The sequence below is a fragment of the Streptomyces sp. NPDC056527 genome, assembly GCF_042794475.1.
In the GTDB taxonomy this organism is placed as follows: Bacteria; Actinomycetota; Actinomycetes; order Streptomycetales; family Streptomycetaceae; genus Streptomyces.
In genome coordinates, this window is record NZ_JBHTTQ010000015.1 from 1 (window position 1) to 19415 (window position 19415).

General features: G+C 71.1%; 15 protein-coding genes and 1 pseudogene. 10 read left to right on the forward strand and 6 right to left on the reverse strand.

The window, feature by feature from the left end:
- Positions 1–20 precede the first annotated feature (20 nt).
- Entirely contained in the window at positions 21–1376 is a 1356-nt protein-coding gene (locus ACFQ7Q_RS11065; protein ID WP_383552360.1) for a lipase family protein, read from the reverse strand.
- 316 nt (positions 1377–1692) lie between these two features.
- Here ACFQ7Q_RS11065 and ACFQ7Q_RS11070 point away from each other — a divergent pair, with 316 nt between their 5' ends.
- Entirely contained in the window at positions 1693–2982 is a 1290-nt protein-coding gene (locus ACFQ7Q_RS11070; RefSeq protein WP_383552363.1) for a PucR family transcriptional regulator, read from the forward strand.
- 154 nt (positions 2983–3136) lie between these two features.
- Here the strand turns inward: ACFQ7Q_RS11070 and ACFQ7Q_RS11075 are convergent, their stop codons facing one another.
- Together ACFQ7Q_RS11075 and ACFQ7Q_RS11080 are read right to left on the reverse strand one after the other, a co-directional pair.
- Entirely contained in the window at positions 3137–4264 is a 1128-nt protein-coding gene (locus ACFQ7Q_RS11075) for a sensor histidine kinase (protein ID WP_383552366.1), read from the reverse strand.
- A gap of 1 nt (position 4265) precedes the next feature.
- Positions 4266–4919 carry a response regulator transcription factor gene (locus ACFQ7Q_RS11080; RefSeq protein ID WP_383552369.1) on the reverse strand — a complete coding sequence of 218 codons (654 nt, stop codon included), beginning with the start codon at positions 4917–4919 and terminating at the stop codon, positions 4266–4268.
- A 154-nt stretch (positions 4920–5073) separates the two neighbouring features.
- On the opposite strand from ACFQ7Q_RS11080, the gene ACFQ7Q_RS11085 reads away from it, so the two are divergent.
- Entirely contained in the window at positions 5074–5964 is an 891-nt protein-coding gene (locus ACFQ7Q_RS11085; protein WP_383552372.1) for an ABC transporter ATP-binding protein, read from the forward strand.
- Positions 5961–6953, forward strand: coding sequence for an ABC transporter permease subunit (locus ACFQ7Q_RS11090; RefSeq protein ID WP_383552375.1), 993 nt, complete (start codon positions 5961–5963; stop codon positions 6951–6953). The genes ACFQ7Q_RS11085 and ACFQ7Q_RS11090 overlap by 4 nt, the downstream gene beginning before the upstream one ends.
- 186 nt (positions 6954–7139) lie before the next feature.
- Here ACFQ7Q_RS11090 and ACFQ7Q_RS11095 read toward each other — a convergent pair whose 3' ends face one another.
- Positions 7140–7556 carry a YjbQ family protein gene (locus ACFQ7Q_RS11095; protein WP_383552378.1) on the reverse strand — a complete coding sequence of 139 codons (417 nt, stop codon included), beginning with the start codon at positions 7554–7556 and terminating at the stop codon, positions 7140–7142.
- A gap of 237 nt (positions 7557–7793) precedes the next feature.
- Here ACFQ7Q_RS11095 and ACFQ7Q_RS11100 point away from each other — a divergent pair.
- The 4 genes and pseudogenes from ACFQ7Q_RS11100 to ACFQ7Q_RS11115 all read left to right on the forward strand — a co-directional run.
- Positions 7794–7937: pseudogene (locus tag ACFQ7Q_RS11100) on the forward strand (ABC transporter permease); the annotation flags it as partial.
- Complete coding sequence (locus ACFQ7Q_RS11105) at positions 7910–8641, forward strand: ABC transporter ATP-binding protein (protein WP_383552381.1); 732 nt, start codon at positions 7910–7912, stop codon at positions 8639–8641. The pseudogene ACFQ7Q_RS11100 and the gene ACFQ7Q_RS11105, both read left to right, overlap by 28 nt.
- Before the next feature lie 157 nt (positions 8642–8798).
- Positions 8799–10013: an LLM class flavin-dependent oxidoreductase gene (locus ACFQ7Q_RS11110; protein ID WP_383552384.1), complete on the forward strand. Its 1215-nt coding sequence runs from the start codon at positions 8799–8801 to the stop codon at positions 10011–10013.
- A 143-nt stretch (positions 10014–10156) separates the two neighbouring features.
- Entirely contained in the window at positions 10157–11227 is a 1071-nt protein-coding gene (locus ACFQ7Q_RS11115; RefSeq protein WP_383552648.1) for an NAD(P)-binding domain-containing protein, read from the forward strand.
- Position 11228: 1 nt separating this feature from the next.
- Here the strand turns inward: ACFQ7Q_RS11115 and mltG are convergent, their stop codons facing one another.
- Both mltG and ACFQ7Q_RS11125 read right to left on the reverse strand, forming a co-directional pair.
- A complete protein-coding gene (mltG, locus tag ACFQ7Q_RS11120; protein ID WP_383552387.1) occupies positions 11229–12095 on the reverse strand; it encodes an endolytic transglycosylase MltG in 867 nt (288 codons plus the stop codon).
- 322 nt (positions 12096–12417) lie between these two features.
- Positions 12418–14253 (reverse strand): ABC transporter ATP-binding protein, encoded by a 1836-nt coding sequence (locus ACFQ7Q_RS11125; RefSeq protein ID WP_383552390.1) that lies wholly within the window; start codon positions 14251–14253, stop codon positions 12418–12420.
- A 95-nt stretch (positions 14254–14348) separates the two neighbouring features.
- On the opposite strand from ACFQ7Q_RS11125, the gene ACFQ7Q_RS11130 reads away from it, so the two are divergent.
- The 3 genes from ACFQ7Q_RS11130 (at position 14349) to ACFQ7Q_RS11140 (ending at position 19381) form a co-directional block, all read left to right on the forward strand.
- On the forward strand, positions 14349–14792 hold the full coding sequence (locus ACFQ7Q_RS11130) for a MarR family winged helix-turn-helix transcriptional regulator (RefSeq protein ID WP_383552392.1): 444 nt from the start codon (positions 14349–14351) through the stop codon (positions 14790–14792).
- A 37-nt stretch (positions 14793–14829) separates the two neighbouring features.
- Complete coding sequence (locus ACFQ7Q_RS11135) at positions 14830–17754, forward strand: FAD-binding and (Fe-S)-binding domain-containing protein (protein ID WP_383552395.1); 2925 nt, start codon at positions 14830–14832, stop codon at positions 17752–17754.
- A 202-nt stretch (positions 17755–17956) separates the two neighbouring features.
- Complete coding sequence (locus ACFQ7Q_RS11140; RefSeq protein ID WP_383552398.1) at positions 17957–19381, forward strand: Gfo/Idh/MocA family protein; 1425 nt, start codon at positions 17957–17959, stop codon at positions 19379–19381.
- Positions 19382–19415 lie beyond the last annotated feature (34 nt).

Sequence of the window (19415 nt, forward strand, 5' to 3'; positions counted from 1 at the left end):
GCGCGGCAGGACCACACGGGTCAGGACAGCGACGTCGGCACTTCCGGCGCCAGCGAGTTGCCCGCGGGGATGCGGCCGCAGTCGGACGGGGCCGCCGCGCCCGCGAAGCGGGCATCGAGCCAGTCCATCGCGAGCGGGGCCCAGACGAGGGGTACGCCGATGTGGCTGAGCAGCTCGTACTGCCGGTACGTGATGGCGGCGTTGCCGGTGGCGCAGTACTGCCGGGCGAGCGCCCGCACGTCCCCGGCGACCATGACGCCATCACCCGTACCGATCCCGGGGCGGTTGCCGAAGGTTCCCTCCAGGACGCCCGCGTCGCCCTGGGCGATGAACCCCGGGATGGTCGGGGTGGCGGCGGAGCCGAGGTTGATCCGGTTCACCGCCGTGACCAGCTCGGGAACGGAGTTGATGTTCTCGTACTCGGGCTTCGCCATCTTCTGCCAGGTCAGACCCGGGTAGCGGCCGAGGGCGTCGACGATGGAGCCCTTCTCCAGCTCCGCGTACACCTTCAGGCCGAAGCTGCTCAGGTAGGGCTTGACGTCGATGTCGAAGGAGCGGGAGACACCGATGATCGCCATGGGGATGACGCCCGACCACGAGAGGGAGCCGTCCACGTACTTCAGATTGTGCGCCGGGGTCACGAGCAGGCCGCCCTCGGCGAAGCCGACCAACTTCCGGTTCACGTCCGGCGCGTAGGCCGGTGCCATCGCGGCCGCCCAGTTCGTGGCGATGGCGCCGCCCGAGTAGCCCATGAGGCCGAACCTGGTGTCGTCGCTCAGCCCCGTCTCCGCGGACCTGGTCGCGGCACGGATCGAGTCCAGGGTGTTGGTTCCGTACTCGGGTCCGGCGGCGAAGGCGGCCCGCTGCCCCTGGGTGTCCGGGATGACGAGGCTGTAGCCCTTCGCCAGCAGCGGCGCCATGAAGGCGGCCTCGGCGTTGGGGATCACGCCGCCGAGGGTGAGGTTGCCGGCGATGGCGCGGGACGGCCCGTCCTCCGGGTTCAGGGAGTCGTAGAACGACTGGTACGACACGGCCTTGCTTCCGTCGCCCGTGAGGCTGCGCACCACCGTGGTCACGTTGGCGGCCGGGCGTCCCTGGGCATCGGTGCTGCGGTAGAGCAGCTGGATCGCCCTCAACGGCGTGGGAATGCCGACGAGGTGGTACGGCAGCGTCCGCGTCTTCAGCACGGTGCCCGGGGCGAACGACGACAGGGGCTCGCTGCCGCTGTAGGTGTAGAACGGGTCGCTCGCGGTGGTCGTGGCCGCGGTCGTGGTCGCGGCCACGACGGACTCGGTGGCGGTGGCCGAGGGCGCGGCGGTCATGGCCGCCGCGGTGGCGACAGCGATACACATCAGACGAACTGCTGTCCTGGACATGGCTTCCTCGATTCGTGAGTGGGGGGCCGACCGGCTGCCCGAGGGATCGAAAGCGGCACGACCGGCCGGGGATCGGCGGCTCCCTGCCCGGAGACGACGGTCCCCTGTACGGCGAGTGGAGGTTCGGTCATGGCGGCTCTCCGGTGCGGTCGGGTCGTACGGGGAGATCCGACGAACGACGCGGCCGCGGTTCGCCACGTCTGGCAATCCACCGGCCTGGCGTGTTACCAACCGGTAGGAGATGTCCCGGAAACATGATGGAGGCGGTGCGCCGCCGCGCCTCCAGGGCGGACAACAGAGATTTGAGAGGTGGATTGTGACCGCATCCAACGCCGCGGCACGCGACGCGGTGCCGCGCTTCGGCGGCGTTCCGGTATACGACCTGCTGCGGGCCGCCGCCGACGCACTCGAGCGTGCGGTCATGGTCCGGCTCGTCGAACGCCTGCCCGTCTACGGAAGGCTGCCGCCGGAACAGCTCGGCGGCGACATCGCCAAGCAGGTGACACGCGGCATCCGGAGCTTCGCCGAGATGCTGCGCACCGGCGAACTGCCGGATCAGTCGGAGCAGGCGGAGCTACGCGAGTCGTCGGCTCGGCGTGCCGACGAGGGAGTGCCGCTGGAGGCCGTGGTCGGCGCCTATCACCTCGGTGCGGAGGAGTGCGCCGCCCATGTATTTCCGGCGGCCGAACCGGGCGACATCGACGATGTGCTGCTGGTCCAGCGTCAGCTGCTCGCGTATCTCAGGCTGGTGAGCTGCGAAGTCGCCGCCGGGTACGTGCAGGAACGGCAGACGGCGCTGAGCGACGACCAGGTAGCCCTCCAGTCGCTGCTGTCCCGACTGCTGGAAGGCGGCAGCCCCCGGGCGGCGGCCGACCGCGCCGGCATCCGGCTGCCGCCTTGCTACCTCGTACTGAGCCTCTCCGTGGGACGCCACCCGGACGAGCTGGTGCCCGGCGTGAACCACGCGGTCGCCGCTCGCCGCAAACTCCGGCGGCTGCGCAACGAACTGCATCGGCAGACGGCGGGAGTCGAGCTCTCCGTGCTGTCGGACGGCGGAGGGCTGGTCCTCATTCCGCACGAGGCGCCGGCCTCCGCCTTCGGCCCCGCGGACCGGGACCGGCTCTCCCGGCTGGTGACCGAACTGGGCCGGATGTGCGGCGCCGAGGTGCTGGCCGCGGCGGCCGCGGCGCCGCCGGAGGGCGTCGCGGAAGCCGCCCGGCTGGCCGGCGAGGTACGGGAGGTGGCCGAGGCAGCCGGCCATGGGCCCGGACTGTATCTGCTCGACGACGTACTGCTCGAATATCAGCTGAGCCGTCCGAGCCCGGCCAGGGAAGGGCTCGCCGCACTGCTCGACCCGCTGGACACCCGCCCGGAACTGCTGGCCACCCTGCGCACCTTCCTCGCCTGCAGCCTCGACCGTCGCCGGGCGGCGGCCCGGCTCCAGGTCCATCCGAACACCGTGGACTACCGCCTGCGCAAGGCGACGGATCTCACCGGACTGGACGCCTCCCGGGGCGCCGACCTGGTCACCCTGCATGCCGCACTCGCCGCCCATGACGCGGTACGGCACGGCGAGCCCCACGTCGGCCCCTCGCGTCACTTCTGACGACTCCCGACGGGAAACGTATGCCATCCGGGACGGCCGCCCGCCCGGCGACACCGCCGACGAGCAAGTCGTCGAGGTCCGGGACGAGGTGTGGGACCGGCTGGGGAGCTTCTCGAGAACTCGGTCGGCTCGTCCGCAGCAGGACCGCGGCGTCTCAGTCCGCGGGTTCGGGGTTCCGTTCGACGGCGGGGAACGCGATCTCGACCACGAGACCACCCTCCGGGTGTGAGGACGCGTTCAGCTCAGCGGAGTGCGCGGTCACGATGGCGCGGACGATCGACAGGCCGAGCCCGTGACGGGCGTCGTCGGAGACCCGGTGCAGCCGCTGGAACGGCTCGAAGAGGCGCTGCACCTCGTCGGGCGGGACGACGGACCCGGTGTTGGCGATGCCCAGCAGCGCCTGACCGGTGTCGAGCCGCGTACTGATGTCGATCACGCCGCCTGGGATGTTGTAGTGGATCGCGTTGTCGCAGAGGTTCGAGACCAGCCGCGCGATCAGCATCGGATCGCCGAGGAGCCGGGCGGGCCGGACGGCGGCCTTGACCCGGAGCCGGTGACGGTCGACGTCCGGGGTCCGGTCCCGGATCGCCTGCTGGACGACCGCGGCGAGGTCCACCTCCTCGACCCGCTGGCGACCGTGCTCGCTACCGGCGAGCGTGAGCAGCGACTCCAGCAGCAGGCCGCGCTGCCGGTTGGCGGCGAGCAGACGCTCGAAGTTCGCCCGAAAGGCATCGACGGTCGCGTCGGGGTCGATCAGCGGTTCCTCGATCAGCGCGTGTTCGACGGTCAACGGTGTACGCAGCTCGTGGGCGGCATTGGCGACGAAGCGTTTGTGGCCGTCGAGCGCGGATTCCAGCCGGGCGAGCACGCCGTCGACCGTGTCCGCGAGGTCCTTGAACTCGTCGCGGGGACCCGTAACGGCCAGGCGCTCGTGGACGTTGGATCCGGAGATCTGCCGCAGGCTGACGGTCATCACCCGCACGGGGCGCAGCATGCGTCCGACGAACATCCAGCCCAGCATCAGCGAGACCGGCGCCACGATCGCGAGGGCGATCCCCGACACCAGCAGCATGTCGGCTTTGAAGTCGAGGTACGGGGCGGGGGTTCCGATGACGTCCCCACCTGGTCGGGCGGCTTCGGCGCCCGCCGGCATGGGGGCGTCGGTCGGTAGTCGGTCCCGCGCCAGCGTGAAGACGACGGCGAGCAGGATCATGCCGGAGAGGACCGACATCACGCCGTAGAGCGCGGCGAAACGCAGCCGGAGCCGGTGGACCGGGGGCATCTCAGATCCGGTATCCGGCGCGGGCCACGGTTTCGATGAGCGGCGGATCGCCGAGTTTCGCCCGCAGTCGGTTGATCGTCGCCTTCACCGTGGTGGTGAACGGGTCGGCCGCTTCGTCCCAGACGCGGTCGAGGAGCTCCTCGGCGGAGATCACCCTGCCCTGGCCGGTGAGCAGGTATTCGAGGACGGCGAACTCCTTCGGGCTGAGCGGCAGTCGGGCGCCGGCGCGGGTGGCGATGCGCTGCGCCGGGTCGATCCGGAGCTCGCCGTGGAGCAGGATGGGCGGCGTCGCCGGGTGGTTGCGCCGGCCGACCGCACGGATCCTGGCTACGAGCTCGGCGTACGCGAAAGGCTTCGGCAGGTAGTCGTCGGCGCCGAGACCGAGCCCCTCGACCCGCTCCGCGACCGTGCCCGAAGCGGTCAGCATCAGCACACGGCCGGACGCCTCCCGGGCGACCAGGGTGCGGCAGACGTCGTCGCCGTGCACCCCGGGCAGATCGCGATCCAGGACGACGACGTCGTAGTCCACGACATCGGTGCGCTCCAGCGCGGCCGCGCCGTCGTAGGCGACGTCGACAGCCATCCCCTCCCGCCGCAGCACTCGCGCCACCGAGTCAGCGAGCTCCGTCTGGTCCTCGACCACCAGCACCCTCATGGTTCGAGGTTATCGGGGCCTCCGTCACAGCGCGGTCACAACGACGCTGACCGTCCTGTGACCGCCCACCTCCTAGAAACGGATCCCACATCCGTGAGTCCGTGAGACGGGAGATTCACCTGTGGACCACTCACACAGCGTCAGGCGCGAAGCCATGACGCCGATCATCGAGACCGAAGGGCTGGGCAAGCGCTACGGCCGGACGACAGCGCTGACGGACTGCAACCTGCGCGTACCGGCCGGGCGGATCGTCGGCCTCGTCGGCCCGAACGGCGCGGGAAAGTCCACGCTGCTCGGGCTGGCCTGCGGCGTGATCGCGCCGACCACCGGGAGCGTCGCGGTGCTGGGCGATCGCCCGGCTGCCGGAGCGGTGCAGCTGGCGAGGGTCGGTTTCGTCGCGCAGGAGGCCCCGGTCTATTCCGGGCTGTCCGTCGCCGACCATCTGCGGCTGGGCGCCAAGCTCAACCCCCGTTGGGACATGTCCCTGGCGCAGCGGCGCATCCAGCAGCTCGGCCTCGACCCCGCGCAGAAGGCCGGCCGGCTCTCCGGCGGTCAGAGGGCCCAGCTCGCCCTCACCGTCGCGGCCGCCAAACGAGTCGAGTTGCTGATCCTCGACGAACCGGTCGCGTCCCTGGACCCGTTGGCGCGAAGCGCGTTCCTGCGCGACGTGCTGGACCTCGTCGCCGAACTCGGCGTCAGCGTCGTCCTCTCCTCACACCTGCTCGGCGACTTGGAGCGGGTCTGCGACCACCTCATCGTGCTGGCCGCGTCGCGGGTCCAGCTCGCCGGCGATGTCGCCGACCTCCTCGCCGTCCACTATCGGATCACCGGTACGCGAGCCGATCGTGACGACCTGCCCGCCGGAGCCGAAGTCATCCACATCGACCGCGCCGTCCGCGAGACCACCGTGATCGTGCGCAGCAGCGACCCGATCCCGGGTGCGGACCACGCCGACCTGGAAGACATCGGCCTGGCGTACATGACCCGTGCCGCCGAGGCGTCGGTCCGCGGCTCTTCGCTCACCCCTGTGGAGGCACAGCGATGATCTGGTTGACCTGGCGACAGTTCCGTACGCAGGCGGTGGTCGCGTTCGCGGCGCTGATTGCGCTGGCGATCTACCTCGTCATCCTCGGCCACCAGATGCGGCACGCCTACACCACCGACATCGTCGGCTGCCTGCCCGCCGACTGCACCGGCGCCCGCCGAGCCTTCGAGGAGGCGTACGGCCCGCAGGTCGCGTTCATCGGCGCCCTGCTGTTGGGCATGCCGGCGCTGATCGGGGCCTTCTGGGGCGCGCCGCTGGTCACCCGCGAGCTGGAGGAGAAGACCGACCGCCTGGTCTGGAACCAGAGCATCACCCGCATGCGTTGGCTCGCGGTCAAACTGACGCTCCTCACCCTGGTCAGCATGGCGGTCACCGGGCTTCTCAGCCTGCTCCTGACCTGGAGCGCCAGCCGCTACGACCAGCTGATCGGCGAACGGTTCGGCGCATTGACGTTCGCTTCGCGCAACATCGCGCCCATCGGGTACGCCGCCGTCGCGTTCCTCCTCGGCACGGTCATCGGGCTGCTCGTGCGCCGCACGTTGCCGGCCATGGCGCTGACCCTCGCCCTGTTCGCCGTGATCCAGGTCCTCATGCCCGCCGCGCTCCGGCAGCACCTCATGACGCCGGTCACCAGCACCGTGAAGCTCGACGTCGAGGCGATGTCGCGAGCGGACTTCATGGGCATGAACGAAAGCGGGGCGCGGATCGACGGCTACACGATGCCCGGCGCCTGGTCGCTGACGTCCAGCAGCGAGGTGTTCAACGCGGACGGTACGCCGTACACCGCTGAACAGGCCGAGGGATGCCGGCGGATCGATCAGCGGGCGGCCATGCAATGTGCCGCCCAGCAGAACCTGCACTTCAGCTACACGTACCAGCCCGCCGACCGCTACTGGCGGTTCCAGTGGATCGAGCTGTCGGCGTTCCTCGGGCTCACGCTGTTGCTCGCCGGGTTCGGGCTCTGGCGGATCCGCACCCACTCCGGCTGAACACGCCGGGCCCCGCGCCGGCCGGCCACGGGTGGGCCCACGGTGACGAGACCGCCGGACCTCTGAACGGCAGGCGGGCGCTCCCGTCACCGTAGGAGAGGGGGCCGCCCTCCGGCCTCGCGTCACGCCTCCGAGGTGCGGAGCGAACCGTTCGTACGGCCGGAGATCCCGCCTGCGGTCCCGCCGCTACCCGAGGAACGTCAACCGCACCTGACGTTCGGGGTTGTCCTTGTTGGTGTCCACCAGGCAGATCGACTGCCACGTTCCCAGCTCCAGACCGCCCCTGATCACCGGCACCGTCGCGTGGGGCGGGACCATGGCCGGGAGGACGTGGTCGCGGCCGTGGCCCGGGGAGCCGTGGCGGTGCTGCCAGCGGTCGTCGGCCGGGAGCAGGTGGTGGAGGGCGGACAGGAGGTCCTTGTCGCTGCCCGCGCCCGTTTCGAGGATCGCCAGGCCGGCCGTGGCGTGGGGGACGAAGAGGTTGAGGAGGCCGTCGCCCCCCTGGGCCGCGCGGTCGAGGAACTCGGTGCAGGCCGAGGTCAGGTCGGTGACCGTCTCGCTGGTGCCGGTGGTGAGGGTGAGGACCGTGGTGGTGAATGCCATGGGGGCATCCTGCCGTTCATACCACGAGATTGCGCGTCCACGCTCCGAGACACCGTTGACCGGCACCGGAACGAGTCGCTACGTTCGCGCCATGTTGCGTACAGCCCTGCTCACCACGCGCGGTCACATCGACCTGCTGCGGGTGGCCTCCGCCGCGTGTCCTCGCGGCTGCTGACGCCCTCTCACCCCTGATCCACCACCTGCGCCGACATCCGTGCGCGCGCCCTCGGCGTGCCCTCCCAGGCGCGTGACTTCTTCGGTGCCGACGTCATCGTCGTCCGCCTCGTCGACCACGCCTTCCTCGGCCTCCTCGCCGACGCCGTCGTCCGCACTCTCGAAAGGCTGCTGCCGCCATGGCGACCGACCTTCACCGGGCAGTGATCGTCCAGGGCCTGACCCGTTCCTTCGACGGACGCCCGGTCATCGACCGCCTCGACCTGACCCTGCGCGCCGGGGAGTTCACCGTGCTTCTCGGACACGGCGGCTGCGGCAAGTCCACCCTGCTGCGCGTCCTCGCCGGACTCGACCGGGACATATCCGGGACCGTCCTCGTCCCCAAGCGCCGGGCCGTCGCCTTCCAGGAACCCCGTCTCATGCCCTGGAAGCGGGTGTGGCGCAACGTCCTCCTCGGACTGCCCGGCAAGCCCGAACGGGCCGTGGCCGAGCGGGCGTTGGAGGAGGTCGGGCTGAGCCACCGGTCCGGGTCGTGGGCCAGGTCCCTCTCCGGGGGCGAGGCGCAGCGGGCGTCGCTCGCCCGGGCTCTCGTACCGGAACCCGATCTGCTGCTGCTCGACGAACCGTTCGGCGCGCTCGACGCGCTCACCCGGATCAAGGCACAGCGACTGGTGGCCGAGGTGTGGCAGCGGCGCGGCTGCGCGGTGCTGCTCGTCACGCACGACGTCGACGAGGCGCTGCTGCTCGCCGACCGGGCAGTGGTGATGCGCGACGGAGTCATCGCGTACGACACACCCGTCCCCCTCGACCGCCCCCGCTCCCCCGCTGACCCCGGCTTCGCCGCGCTGCGCTGCCGACTGCTCGCCGAACTCGGTGCCGACGAAGGCGCTTCCACCGCCCACGCTGCCTGACGACAGACCCTCGGCACGGAGGCGCGGACGCGCCGAACCACTGCCCCCCAGTCCGACCCCCGAACCGGAGCCGCGCCGACCACCTCGACGACCGCTTCGACAAGAACCTGCCGCCGGCCACCACCCCGGCGCGCAGCTACGGAAAGGCCTCCTCCTGATGACCGTCCATCTGCACTGGTTCCTGCCGACCGGCGGCGACGGCCGGACCCTCGTCGACCGGCACGCCTACACCGGCGGCGGCATCAGCCGGTCTCGGACCGTGACCGGTGTGCGCGCCCCCGACATCGAGTACCTGACACAGATCGCCAAGGCGGCCGAGCAGCTGGGCTTCGAGGCCGTGCTCACGCCCACCGGCACATGGTGCGAGGACGCCTGGCTGACGACGGTCGCGCTCGCCCAGCACACCGAGCGGCTCAAGTTCCTGGTGGCGTTCCGCCCTGGTGTCGTCTCGCCCGTGCTCGCCGCGCAAATGGCGGCCACGTATCAGCGGATCACCCGCGGCCGGCTGCTGCTCAACGTGGTGACCGGTGGGGACTCGGTGGAGCAGCGCCGTTTCGGCGACCATCTGGACCACGACCGGCGCTACGAGCGGACGGCCGAGTTCCTGGAGGTGGTCCGGGGCGTGTGGAGCGGGCAGCCGTACGACTTCGACGGCAGGCACTACAAGGTGGAGGGCGGGCTCACCGCGCTGCCGCCGGACCCGCTGCCGGAGATCTTCTTCGGCGGGTCGTCGGCTGCGGCCGGGCCGGTCGCGGCCGGGCATGCGGACGTGTATCTGACCTGGGGCGAGCCGCCGTGGCAGGTCAAGGAGAAGATCGACTGGATCCGGCGGCTCGCCGAGGAGCGCGGGCGTGAGGTGCGGTTCGGCATCCGGCTGCACACGATCTCGCGGGACTCCTCGCGGGAGGCGTGGTCGGCCGCCGACCGACTGCTCTCCGATCTGGATCCGGAGACGATCGCCGCGGCCCAGGCGACGCTCGGCAGGAGCGAGTCGGTCGGTCAGCAGCGGATGCTGGCGCTGCACGGCGGCGGTTCGCTGGAGCGCGACAAGCTGGAGATCGCGCCGAACCTGTGGGCGGGCGTGGGGCTGGTACGGGGTGGGGCCGGCACCGCGCTGGTCGGCAGCCATGCCGATGTCGCCGACCGGATCGAGGAGTACCACGACCTCGGTGTGGAGCACTTCGTGCTCTCCGGCTACCCCCATCTGGAGGAGGCGTACTGGTTCGGGGAGGGCGTGACCCCGCAGCTCGCGGCGCGTGGGCTGCTGCCGAGGATCCCCGCCTCGCCGCTGCTCGGTGTCCCGGCGGCGAACGGACGTCCGGCCTCCGCTCCCGGCGGCGCACCGCTCCTTGTGGCGGGCGGCGGCCGGTAGGCCGGTCGGCAGGCGCTCGGTGTCCTCTTCTGGGGTGGGGGACACCGGGCGCCGCGGGGCACGCCGCCACACGCGGGAAGATCCCCGACCCCACCGCGGTTAGTGGAACCGTGAACGATTTCGGGGTTGAGAGCGGGCAGGACGTGCGAGACGTCGACGTGGTCGTGATCGGTGCCGGGCAGGCGGGGCTCTCCGCCGCCCACCACCTGCGCCGCACGGGTCTCGCGCCCGATCGAGACTTCGTCGTGCTCGATCACGCACCCCGGCCCGGCGGCGCGTGGCAGTTCCGCTGGCCCTCGCTCACGTACGGCAAGGTCCACGGAATGCATGCGCTGCCCGGCATGGAGCTGACCGGCGCCGACGACAGCCGGCCCTCCTCCGAGGTGATCGGCGAGTACTTCACGGCGTACGAGGAGCGCTTCGACCTCCGTGTCCACCGGCCCGTCGAGGTCGGCGCCGTCCGCGAGGGCGAGGACGGCCGGCTTCTCGTCGAGACCTCCGAGGGGACGTACTCCACCCGCGCGCTGATCAACGCGACCGGAACGTGGGACCGTCCCTTCTGGCCGCGCTACCAGGGCCAGGAGACGTTCCGCGGCCGCCAGCTGCACACCGCGAACTACCCCGGCCCCGAGGAGTTCGCGGGTCAGCGGGTGATCGTGGTCGGTGGTGGTGCCTCGGGGACCCAGCATCTGATGGAGATCGCCGAGGTCGCGGCGGAGACGACATGGGTGACCCGGCGCGAGCCCGTCTACCGCGAGGGGCCGTTCGGCGAGATGGAGGGCCGGGCGGCGGTCGCCATGGTCGAGGAGCGCGTACGGCTGGGGCTGCCGCCGCAGAGCGTCGTCTCCGTCACCGGCCTCCCCCTCAACGACGCGATCAGGAGCGCGCGGGAGCGGGGAATCCTGGACCGCAACCCCATGTTCGACCGCATCACCCCCACCGGTGCGGTCTGGGCCGACGGCCGGACCGTGGACGCGGACGTGATCCTCTGGGCGACCGGATTCCGTGCCGCGATCGACCATCTCGCGCCGCTCGGACTGCGCGAGCCGGGCGGCGGCATCCGGGTGGAGGGGACCCGCGCCGTACGGGACGAGCGCGTCCATCTGGTCGGGTACGGGCCCTCGGCCTCCACGATCGGCGCCAACCGGGCCGGGCGCGCCGCCGTCACCGAGATCCGGCGCCTCCTGGAGCGGGAGCCTGTGGCGAGCCGCTGATTCACCCCGCCTGCGCCGCGCGGCGGTTCTCGTTGAACTCCGCCACGTTCGCCTGGTGTTCGGCGTAGTCGGCGGTGAAGCGGGTGTCCCCCGGCCGCACGGTCACGAAGTACAGCCAGTCGCCCGGCGCCGGTTCGATCGACGCCTTCATCGCCTGCTCGCCCGGGTTCCCGATCGGGGTCGGCGGCAGCCCTGGGCGCTCGTACGTGTTGTACGGGCTGTCGATCTTGGTGTCCGCATGCGTGGTGTCCACGGTGGAGCGCCCCAGGGCGTAGTTCAGCGTCGAGTCCATCTGGAGCGCCATGCCCTTGGCGAGGCGGTTGTGGACGACCCGGGCCACCTTGCCCATGTCCTCGCCGGTGTCGGCCTCGGCCTGCACGATGCTGGCGATGATCACCATCTGGTGGACGCTGAGGCCCTGGCGCTGTGCGCCCGCGTTGATGTGAGCGGTGCCGAAGCGTTTCCCCGCCGTGTCGACCATGTAGCGCAGCAGGCTGGCGGGGGTGGTCGCGGCCTCCACGGGGTACGTCGCCGGGAAGAGGTAGCCTTCGGGGTTCCCCGCCGCGGCCGCCGGCAGCTTGAGGACGGTGGCCGGGGCGGCCGCCGCGCCGAGGGTGGTTCCCTCCGCGAGGCCGAGGGATCGGTCGATGGCCGCGTACACCTGGCCCGCCCGCCAGCCCTCGGGGATCAGCAGGGTCCGCTGCTTCCGGGGGACGGGCTCGGCCTTGTCCTCGTCGCGGAGGAGCAGTGGCACGGTGATCGCGGCCGTCACCGCGAGGGCCGCGCCGAGGAGCAGCGCGATCTTGCCGCGGCGGGTGAGCCGGGGGCGGCGGCGACGGTGTTCGGGCTGCCAGGACCGGTGCGTCATGGGCGCACGCTAACCCGGCGGACCCGCGAATCCGGGGAGCCCGCACATGCGGCGGCGCCGCCGGCTCCCTGGGACGGGGAGCCGACGGCGCCGTGCACTGCGCATACCGGCCGTGCCGAGTCGGACGAACCAGGGTCAGACGAGCCAGCCCAGGAAGTGGAAGACGCCGGCGAGCAGGTTGGTGATCACGTTCATGGTGGTGCGTTCTCCTTGTGCAGGATGCAACTGTGGGACAGTGCGCGATCGCGGTCTGCAGCCCGTCGCTTGCGCACCGTAATCATCAGTCGTCACAAGGGAGTCGGGCAACGAAAGACGGGAACGATCACACGTTCTGGGGAACAACCGCTCCCGCGTTCGTGTGTTCGTCACGGCGCACCAGGGCCGCGTACCGGCCGTCCCGCTCGAGGAGCTGCTCGTGCGTGCCGCGCTCGGCAATCCGGCCGGCTTCGAGGACCACGATCTGGTCGGCGTCGCGGACGGTCGAGAGCCGATGGGCGATGGTGATGGTGGTGCGGCCGGCGGAGAGCGCGTCGATGGCCTGCTGCACGGCATGCTCCGTACGGGTGTCCAGCGCGCTGGTCGCCTCGTCGAGGATGAGCACGGGCGGATCGCGCAGGATGGTGCGGGCGATGGCGAGGCGCTGCTTCTCGCCGCCGGAGAAGCGGTAGCCGCGCTCGCCGACGAGGGTGTCGTAGCCCTCGGGGAGCGAGGCGATGTGGTCGTGGATCTGGGCGGCGCGGGCGGCGGCCTCGATCTCCTCGTCGGTGGCGTCGGGCTTGGCGAACCGCAGGTTGTCACCGACGGAGGCGTGGAAGAGGTACGTCTCCTGGGAGACGACGCCGACGGCCCGGGCGAGGGTGTCGAAGTCCAGCTCGCGGACGTCGACGCCGTCGAGCAGCACCCGTCCGCCGGTCACGTCGTAGAGCCGGGGCACCAGGTAGCTGAGCGTGGACTTGCCGGAGCCGGTGGGTCCGACGACGGCGAGGCTGCCTCCGGCCGGGACGGCCAGGTCGACGGAGTCGAGCGTCGCCCGGCCGGGCGCCTCGCTGTCGTAGCGGAAGTCGACGTTCTCGAACGCCACCTCGCCGCTGATCTTCTCCAGCCGGGTGGGGTTCGCGGACTCGGTGATGTCGACGGGGAGGTCGAGGTACTCGAAGATCCGCTGGAAGAGGGCGAGCGAGGTCTGGATCTGGACGCCCGTGGACAGCAGGCTCACCGCGGGCCGGAACAGGCCCTGCTGGAGCGAGACGAAGGCGACGAGGGTGCCCAGCGAGATCGCCGGTCCGCCCGCCTGGAGTGCGAAGCCCGCGGCCCAGTAGATCAGCGCGGGCATGGCGGCCATGACGATGCCGATGGTGGACATCCGCCACCGTCCGGCCATGGAGGAGCGCACTTCGAGGTCGACGAGGCGCTCGGACTCCTCGGCGAAGGACTTGGTGAGCGAGTCGGCACGGCCCATGGTCCGGCCGAGCAGGATGCCGCTGACGGAGAGCGACTCGGTGACGGTCGCGGCCATGACGGCCATCTGCTTCTGGCGCTGCGTGGTGATCTTCTTGCGCTCGCGGCCGACGCGCCGGCTGATCCAGACGAAGACCGGGAGCAGGAGCAGCGAGACGACGGTGAGGCGCCAGTCGAGCGCGAGCATGGCGACGATGGTGGCGACGACGGCGGTGAGGTTGGAGACGAGGGAGGTGGCGGTCGAGGTGACCGTCGCCTGCATCCCGCCGATGTCGTTGGCGATCCGGGACTGGACCTCGCCCGTGCGCGTACGCGTGAAGAAGGCGAGCGGCATCCGCTGCAGCTGCGCGTAGACCGAGGTGCGCAGGTCGTGCATCACCCGCTGGCCGACGGTGGTGGAGATGAGGGTCTGGAGCACGCCGAAGACGCTCGTCATCACCGCGGTGACGATCATGCCGAGGGCGAGCAGGCTGAGCAGCCCCGTACGGCCCTGCGGGATCGCGGTGTCGAGGATCTCCTTCAGCAGGAACGGCGAGGCGACCGTCACCAGGGACGAGGCGCCGACGAGCAGGCCGACGACGGCGAGCCGCCCGCGGTAGGGGCGGAAGAGCCGCAGGATGCGCCGCATCTGCGCGGGCTCCTTCGGCTGCGCGGGGTCGCGCGGTGGGGGTGTCCAATCGGACTCTTCATGGGGGCGCATGGGCTCCTACGAGGGGTGAGAGGAGTGAAGTCGATCAGAGCATAGCTCATTGTTACCTATACTCACAATGAACATGGTCCTGATATCGTTCCCCCATGAGCACCCCCGACGCCGACGGCCTCCTCGCCGAGCAGCTGCTGCGCCTCACCCGACGCCTGCAGCGCAGCCAGAAGCAGCAGCTTGAGCCGATCGGGATCACTCCCGCGCAGTCCCGCCTGCTGCGCACGGTCTCGCACTACGACCAGCCGCCCCGGATGGCCGATCTCGCCGAGCGCCTCGAGGTCGTCCCGCGGGCGGTCACCAGCCTCGTGGACGGTCTGGAGGCGGCGGGCCGGGTGCGCCGCGTAGCCGATCCGACGAACCGCAGGGTGGTCAGGATCGAGCTCACCGACTCGGGGCGCGCCACGCTGCGCGCGTTGCGAAGCGCCCGTCGGGCGGCCGCAGAGGACATCCTTGCTCCATTGACCGTCGATCAGCGCGAGGTGCTCGGAGGTCTGCTGTCCGCTCTGGTCGACCACGTGCCGGAGCGGCGCTGCTGACCGAAGAGGCGCAGGCAGCGCCGAGGGGAGCCGTGACATGCCACTGCTGGAGCCGAACCCGCAGGCCCTGCGTCCGGGCACGAAGCGGACCCCGGCCCCGGACCGAGTCCCCGATCTCCAGTCCCGCGGCACTCCACGGCACCTGCGGGAGGAGCTGACCGCGCTCCTCGGCCCCGGCAAGGTGCTGTCGAAGGTCTCCGACCTGGTGCGGTACGCCTCCGACGCGAGCCCCTACCGGTTCGTCCCGCAGGTCGTGGTGGTGGCGGAGGACATCGACGACATCTCCGCGGTCCTGTCTTACGCGCACGGCAAGGGCCGAGCGGTGGTGTTCCGGGCGGCCGGGACCAGCCTCAACGGGCAGGCTCAGGGGGAGGACATCCTGGTCGACGTGCGCCGGCACTGGGCGGGCGTCGAGGTGCTCGACGGCGGTGCCCGCGCCCGGATCCGCCCCGGCACCACGGTCGTCCGCGCCAACGCCGCGCTCGTGCGGCACGGCCGGGTCCTGGGACCCGACCCGGCGAGCGCCGTCGCCTGCACGATCGGCGGGGTCGTCGCCAACAACGCCTCCGGCATGACCGCGGGGACGACCCGGAACTCGTACCGGACCGTCGCCTCCCTCACCTGCGTCCTGCCGAGCGGCACCGTCGTGGACACCGCCGATCCGGCCGCCGACGCGGAGCTCGCGCGCGCCGAGCCACGCCTGTGCGCGGGGCTGATGGAGCTGAAGGCCGAGATCGAGGCCGACCCCGAGCTGGTCTCCCGCATCCGTGCCAAGTACTCGATCAAGAACACCAACGGCTACCGTCTGGACGCCTTCCTGGACGGTGCCACGCCGGTGCGGATCCTGCGCGGACTGATGGTCGGCTCGGAGGGCACGTTCGGTTTCATCTCCGAGGTCGTCTTCGACACCCTGCCCCTGGACCGGAAGGTCTCGACGGCGCTGCTGTTCTTCCCCTCGCTGCCGGCCGCGGCCGCCGCCGTGCCGCGCTTCAACGACGCCGGGGCGATCGCCGTCGAGCTGATGGACGGCAACACCCTGCGTGCCTCGGTCAGCGTCGCCGGGGTGCCGGCCGACTGGGCCGGGCTGCCGAAGGAGACGGCCGCGCTGCTGGTGGAGTTCCGCGCGCCGGACGCGGCGACACAGGAGGCGTACGAGCGGGCGGCGGCCGCCGTCCTCGACGGGCTGGAGCTGGTCGCGCCCGTCGCCTCGGTGAGCAACTCCTTCACCCGCGACCCGGGGACGATCGCCGGGTACTGGAAGGCCCGCAAGGCGTTCGTGACCGCCGTGGGCGGCTCGCGCCCCTCGGGTACGACGCTGATCACCGAGGACTTCGCCGTCCCGCCGACCCGGCTCGCCGAGGCCTGCGCGGAGCTGTTGGAGCTGCAGTCCCGGCACGGGTTCGACGCGGCCGTGGCCGGTCACGCCGCCCATGGCAATCTCCACTTCCTGCTCGCGTTCGACGCCGGCGACCCCACGGACGTGGAGCGGTACGCCTCCTTCATGGACGAGTTCTGCAAGCTGACCGTGGAGAGGTTCGACGGCTCGCTGAAGGCCGAGCACGCCACGGGCCGCAATATCGCGCCCTTCCTGGAGCTGGAGTGGGGGCCGAAGGCCACGGCGCTGATGTGGCGGACGAAGGAGGTCATCGATCCGGACGGGGTACTCGCGCCGCGGATCGTCCTAGACCGTGACCCGCAGGCCCATCTCCGCGGCCTGAAGACGATCCCGAAGGTGGAGGCGGTCGCCGATCCCTGCATCGAGTGCGGCTTCTGCGAACCGACCTGTCCCAGTCACGACCTGACGACCACTCCGCGCCAACGCATCGTGCTGCGACGGGAGATGATGCGGCAGAGCGACGGGTCCCGGGTGGAGGCGAGCCTGTTGGAGGCGTACGGCTACGACGCCGTGGACACCTGCGCCGGCGACTCCACGTGCAAGCTGGCCTGTCCCGTCGGTATCGACACCGGGGCGATGATGAAGGACTTCCGTCATCGGCGGCACTCGCCGCGAGAGGAGTTCGTCGCTGCGCTCGCGGCCCGGAGCTTCCGCGCCGTGGAGGCGTCCGCGCGGCTCGCCGTCGCCGCGGCGGACCGGATCGGGGACCGTCTCCTGGCATCGGCGACCGGCCTGGCACGCAAGGCGGTGCGCCCCGATCTCGTACCGGAGTGGCTGCCGGAGATCCCGGGTGCGGCGGGCCGCCGCCTCCCCCGGACCCACCGACCGGCTGCGGTCGCCATCTACTACCCGGCCTGTGTGAACCGGATCTTCGGCGGGCCGGAGGGGCGGCCGGGCCCCTCGCTCCCCGAGGCGGTGGTCGCGCTCTCCGCGCGGGCGGGCAGACCGGTGTGGATTCCGGACGACGTGTCCGGGACCTGTTGCGCGACGATCTGGCACTCCAAGGGGTACGAGCGCGGCAACGAGGTGATGGCCAACCGGATCGTGGAGGCGGCCTGGGGCTGGACGGCGGGCGGGCGGCTGCCCCTCGTCGTCGACGCCTCCTCGTGCACGCTAGGGATCGCCCACGAGGTGGTGCCGTATCTGACCGACGACAACCGGGAATTGCATGCCGAGCTGACGGTCCTGGACTCCCTGGTGTGGGCCGCCGACGAGCTGCTGCCGCGGCTCGACGTACGGCGTGCGGTGGGTTCGGCGGTGGTTCATCCGACGTGCTCCATGCGGCATCTGGGGGACGAGGAACAGCTGACGGCGCTGGCCCGGGCCTGTGCGGAGGAGGTCGTGGTCCCGGAGGACGCGGGCTGCTGCGCCTTCGCCGGCGACCGGGGAATGCTCCATCCGGAGCTGACGGCCTCGGCCACCGCGCGGGAGGCGGCCGAGGTGACGGCGCGCCCCTTCGACGCTCATCTGTCGGCGAACCGGATGTGCGAGATCGGTATGGACCGGGCGACCGGCCGGAGCTATGAGCATGTGCTCCTGGCCTTGGAGCGCGCGACGCGTCCGTGACGTCCCGCGCGACAGGACGAGGGCCCTTGCCCCATGTGGGTGAGTGGCCCTCGTCGTCCGCATGACGCGGCCATGCGGAATGGAAGAGTCCAACTACCCGTCACAAGAGTCCAATCCGCGCCCTTGCGCACCACCAGTCTCAACGGCCAGGGTCCTGAGCGGGATTCATGAGCCAGCCGTGCACACAGCTACTGGAGGTTCCATGAACGACAACGCACCGCAGCCGCCGAGCCGTCGCTCCGTCCTGCGGACCTCGGCCGGGGTCGCGGGAGCGGGCATCGGCCTCGGCACCCTGGGCGCCGGTCAGGCCGCCGCCGCCTCGCCGGAGGCCGCCGCGGCCACCACGGCCTCCGAGGAGACCGCCCGTGCACCCCGGCGCAGAGGCGCCACCATGGCCGGGGTTCCCTTCGAGGGACGCTCCACGGTCCGGGTCGGCATCGTCGGCCTCGGCAACCGGGGCGGCAGCATGATCGACCTCTTCCTCGCGCTCCCCTGGGTGCGGGTGGTCGCGATCTGCGACCCGGTCAAGGAGAAGGCGGAGCGCGCCGCGGCCAAGGTGGTCGCCGCCGGACAGCCCTCCCCCGGTCTGTACACCCATGGCGAGAACGACTACGAGAACCTCTGTGAGCGCTCCGACCTGGACTTCGTCTATGTGGCGACGCCCTGGGAGCTCCATGTCGAGATGGCGCGGGCGGCGATGCTGAACGGCAAGCACGTCGGCGTGGAGTGTCCGATCGCGATGACGCTCGCGGACCTGTGGGAGCTGGTCGACCTCTCCGAGCAGACCCGACGCCACTGCTTGCAGCTCGAGAACTGCTGTTACGGCCGCAACGAGATGCGGGTCCTGCGCATGGCTCACGCGGGCAAGTTCGGGGATCTGCTGCACGGAGCGGGGGCGTACAACCACGATCTGCGCGAGCTGATGTTCTCCCCCACGTACTACGAGGGCCCGTGGCGCCGGCTCTGGCACACCAAGCTGCGGGGCGACCTCTATCCGAACCACGGCTTCGGCCCGGTCGCCAACTACATGGACATCAACCGGGGCGACCGTGCGGTCAGCATCAGCAGCTTCGGGACGCCGGCGCTCGGTCTCGCCGAGTACCGCGCCAAGGAGATGCCGCCGGGCGACCCGAGCTGGAAGGAGACGTACATCGGGGCCGACCGGACGATCAGCCTGGTCCAGACGGAGAAGGGCCGGGTGATCCGGCTGGAGCACGATGTCTCGACGCCGCACCCGTACAGTCGGATCAACAGTCTGGGCGGGACGCTGGGCGTGTTCGAGGACTATCCGGCCCGGATCTATGTGGAGCCGGACCACAAGGGGCACCAGTGGGGCGACTTCGCGGCGTACGCCACGGAGTTCGACCACTGGCTCTGGAAGGAGCACGCGAATCCGCCGGGTGGGCACGGCGGCATGGACTACATCATGATCTTCCGGCTGATGCAGTGCATGCAGCTCGGTCTGGTCCCCGACTTCGACGTGTACGACGCGGCGACCTGGACGGCGCCGGTGCCGCTCAGCCACGCCTCGATCAAGGCCAAGGGCGTACCGCTGCCGATCCCGGACTTCACCCGCGGTGAGTGGAAGAAGGCCCGGTCGGGCGTGGATTCGGTCAAGCCCGTCTAGCGGCGAACGGCGCGGGGCCCGGCTCGCACCGGCC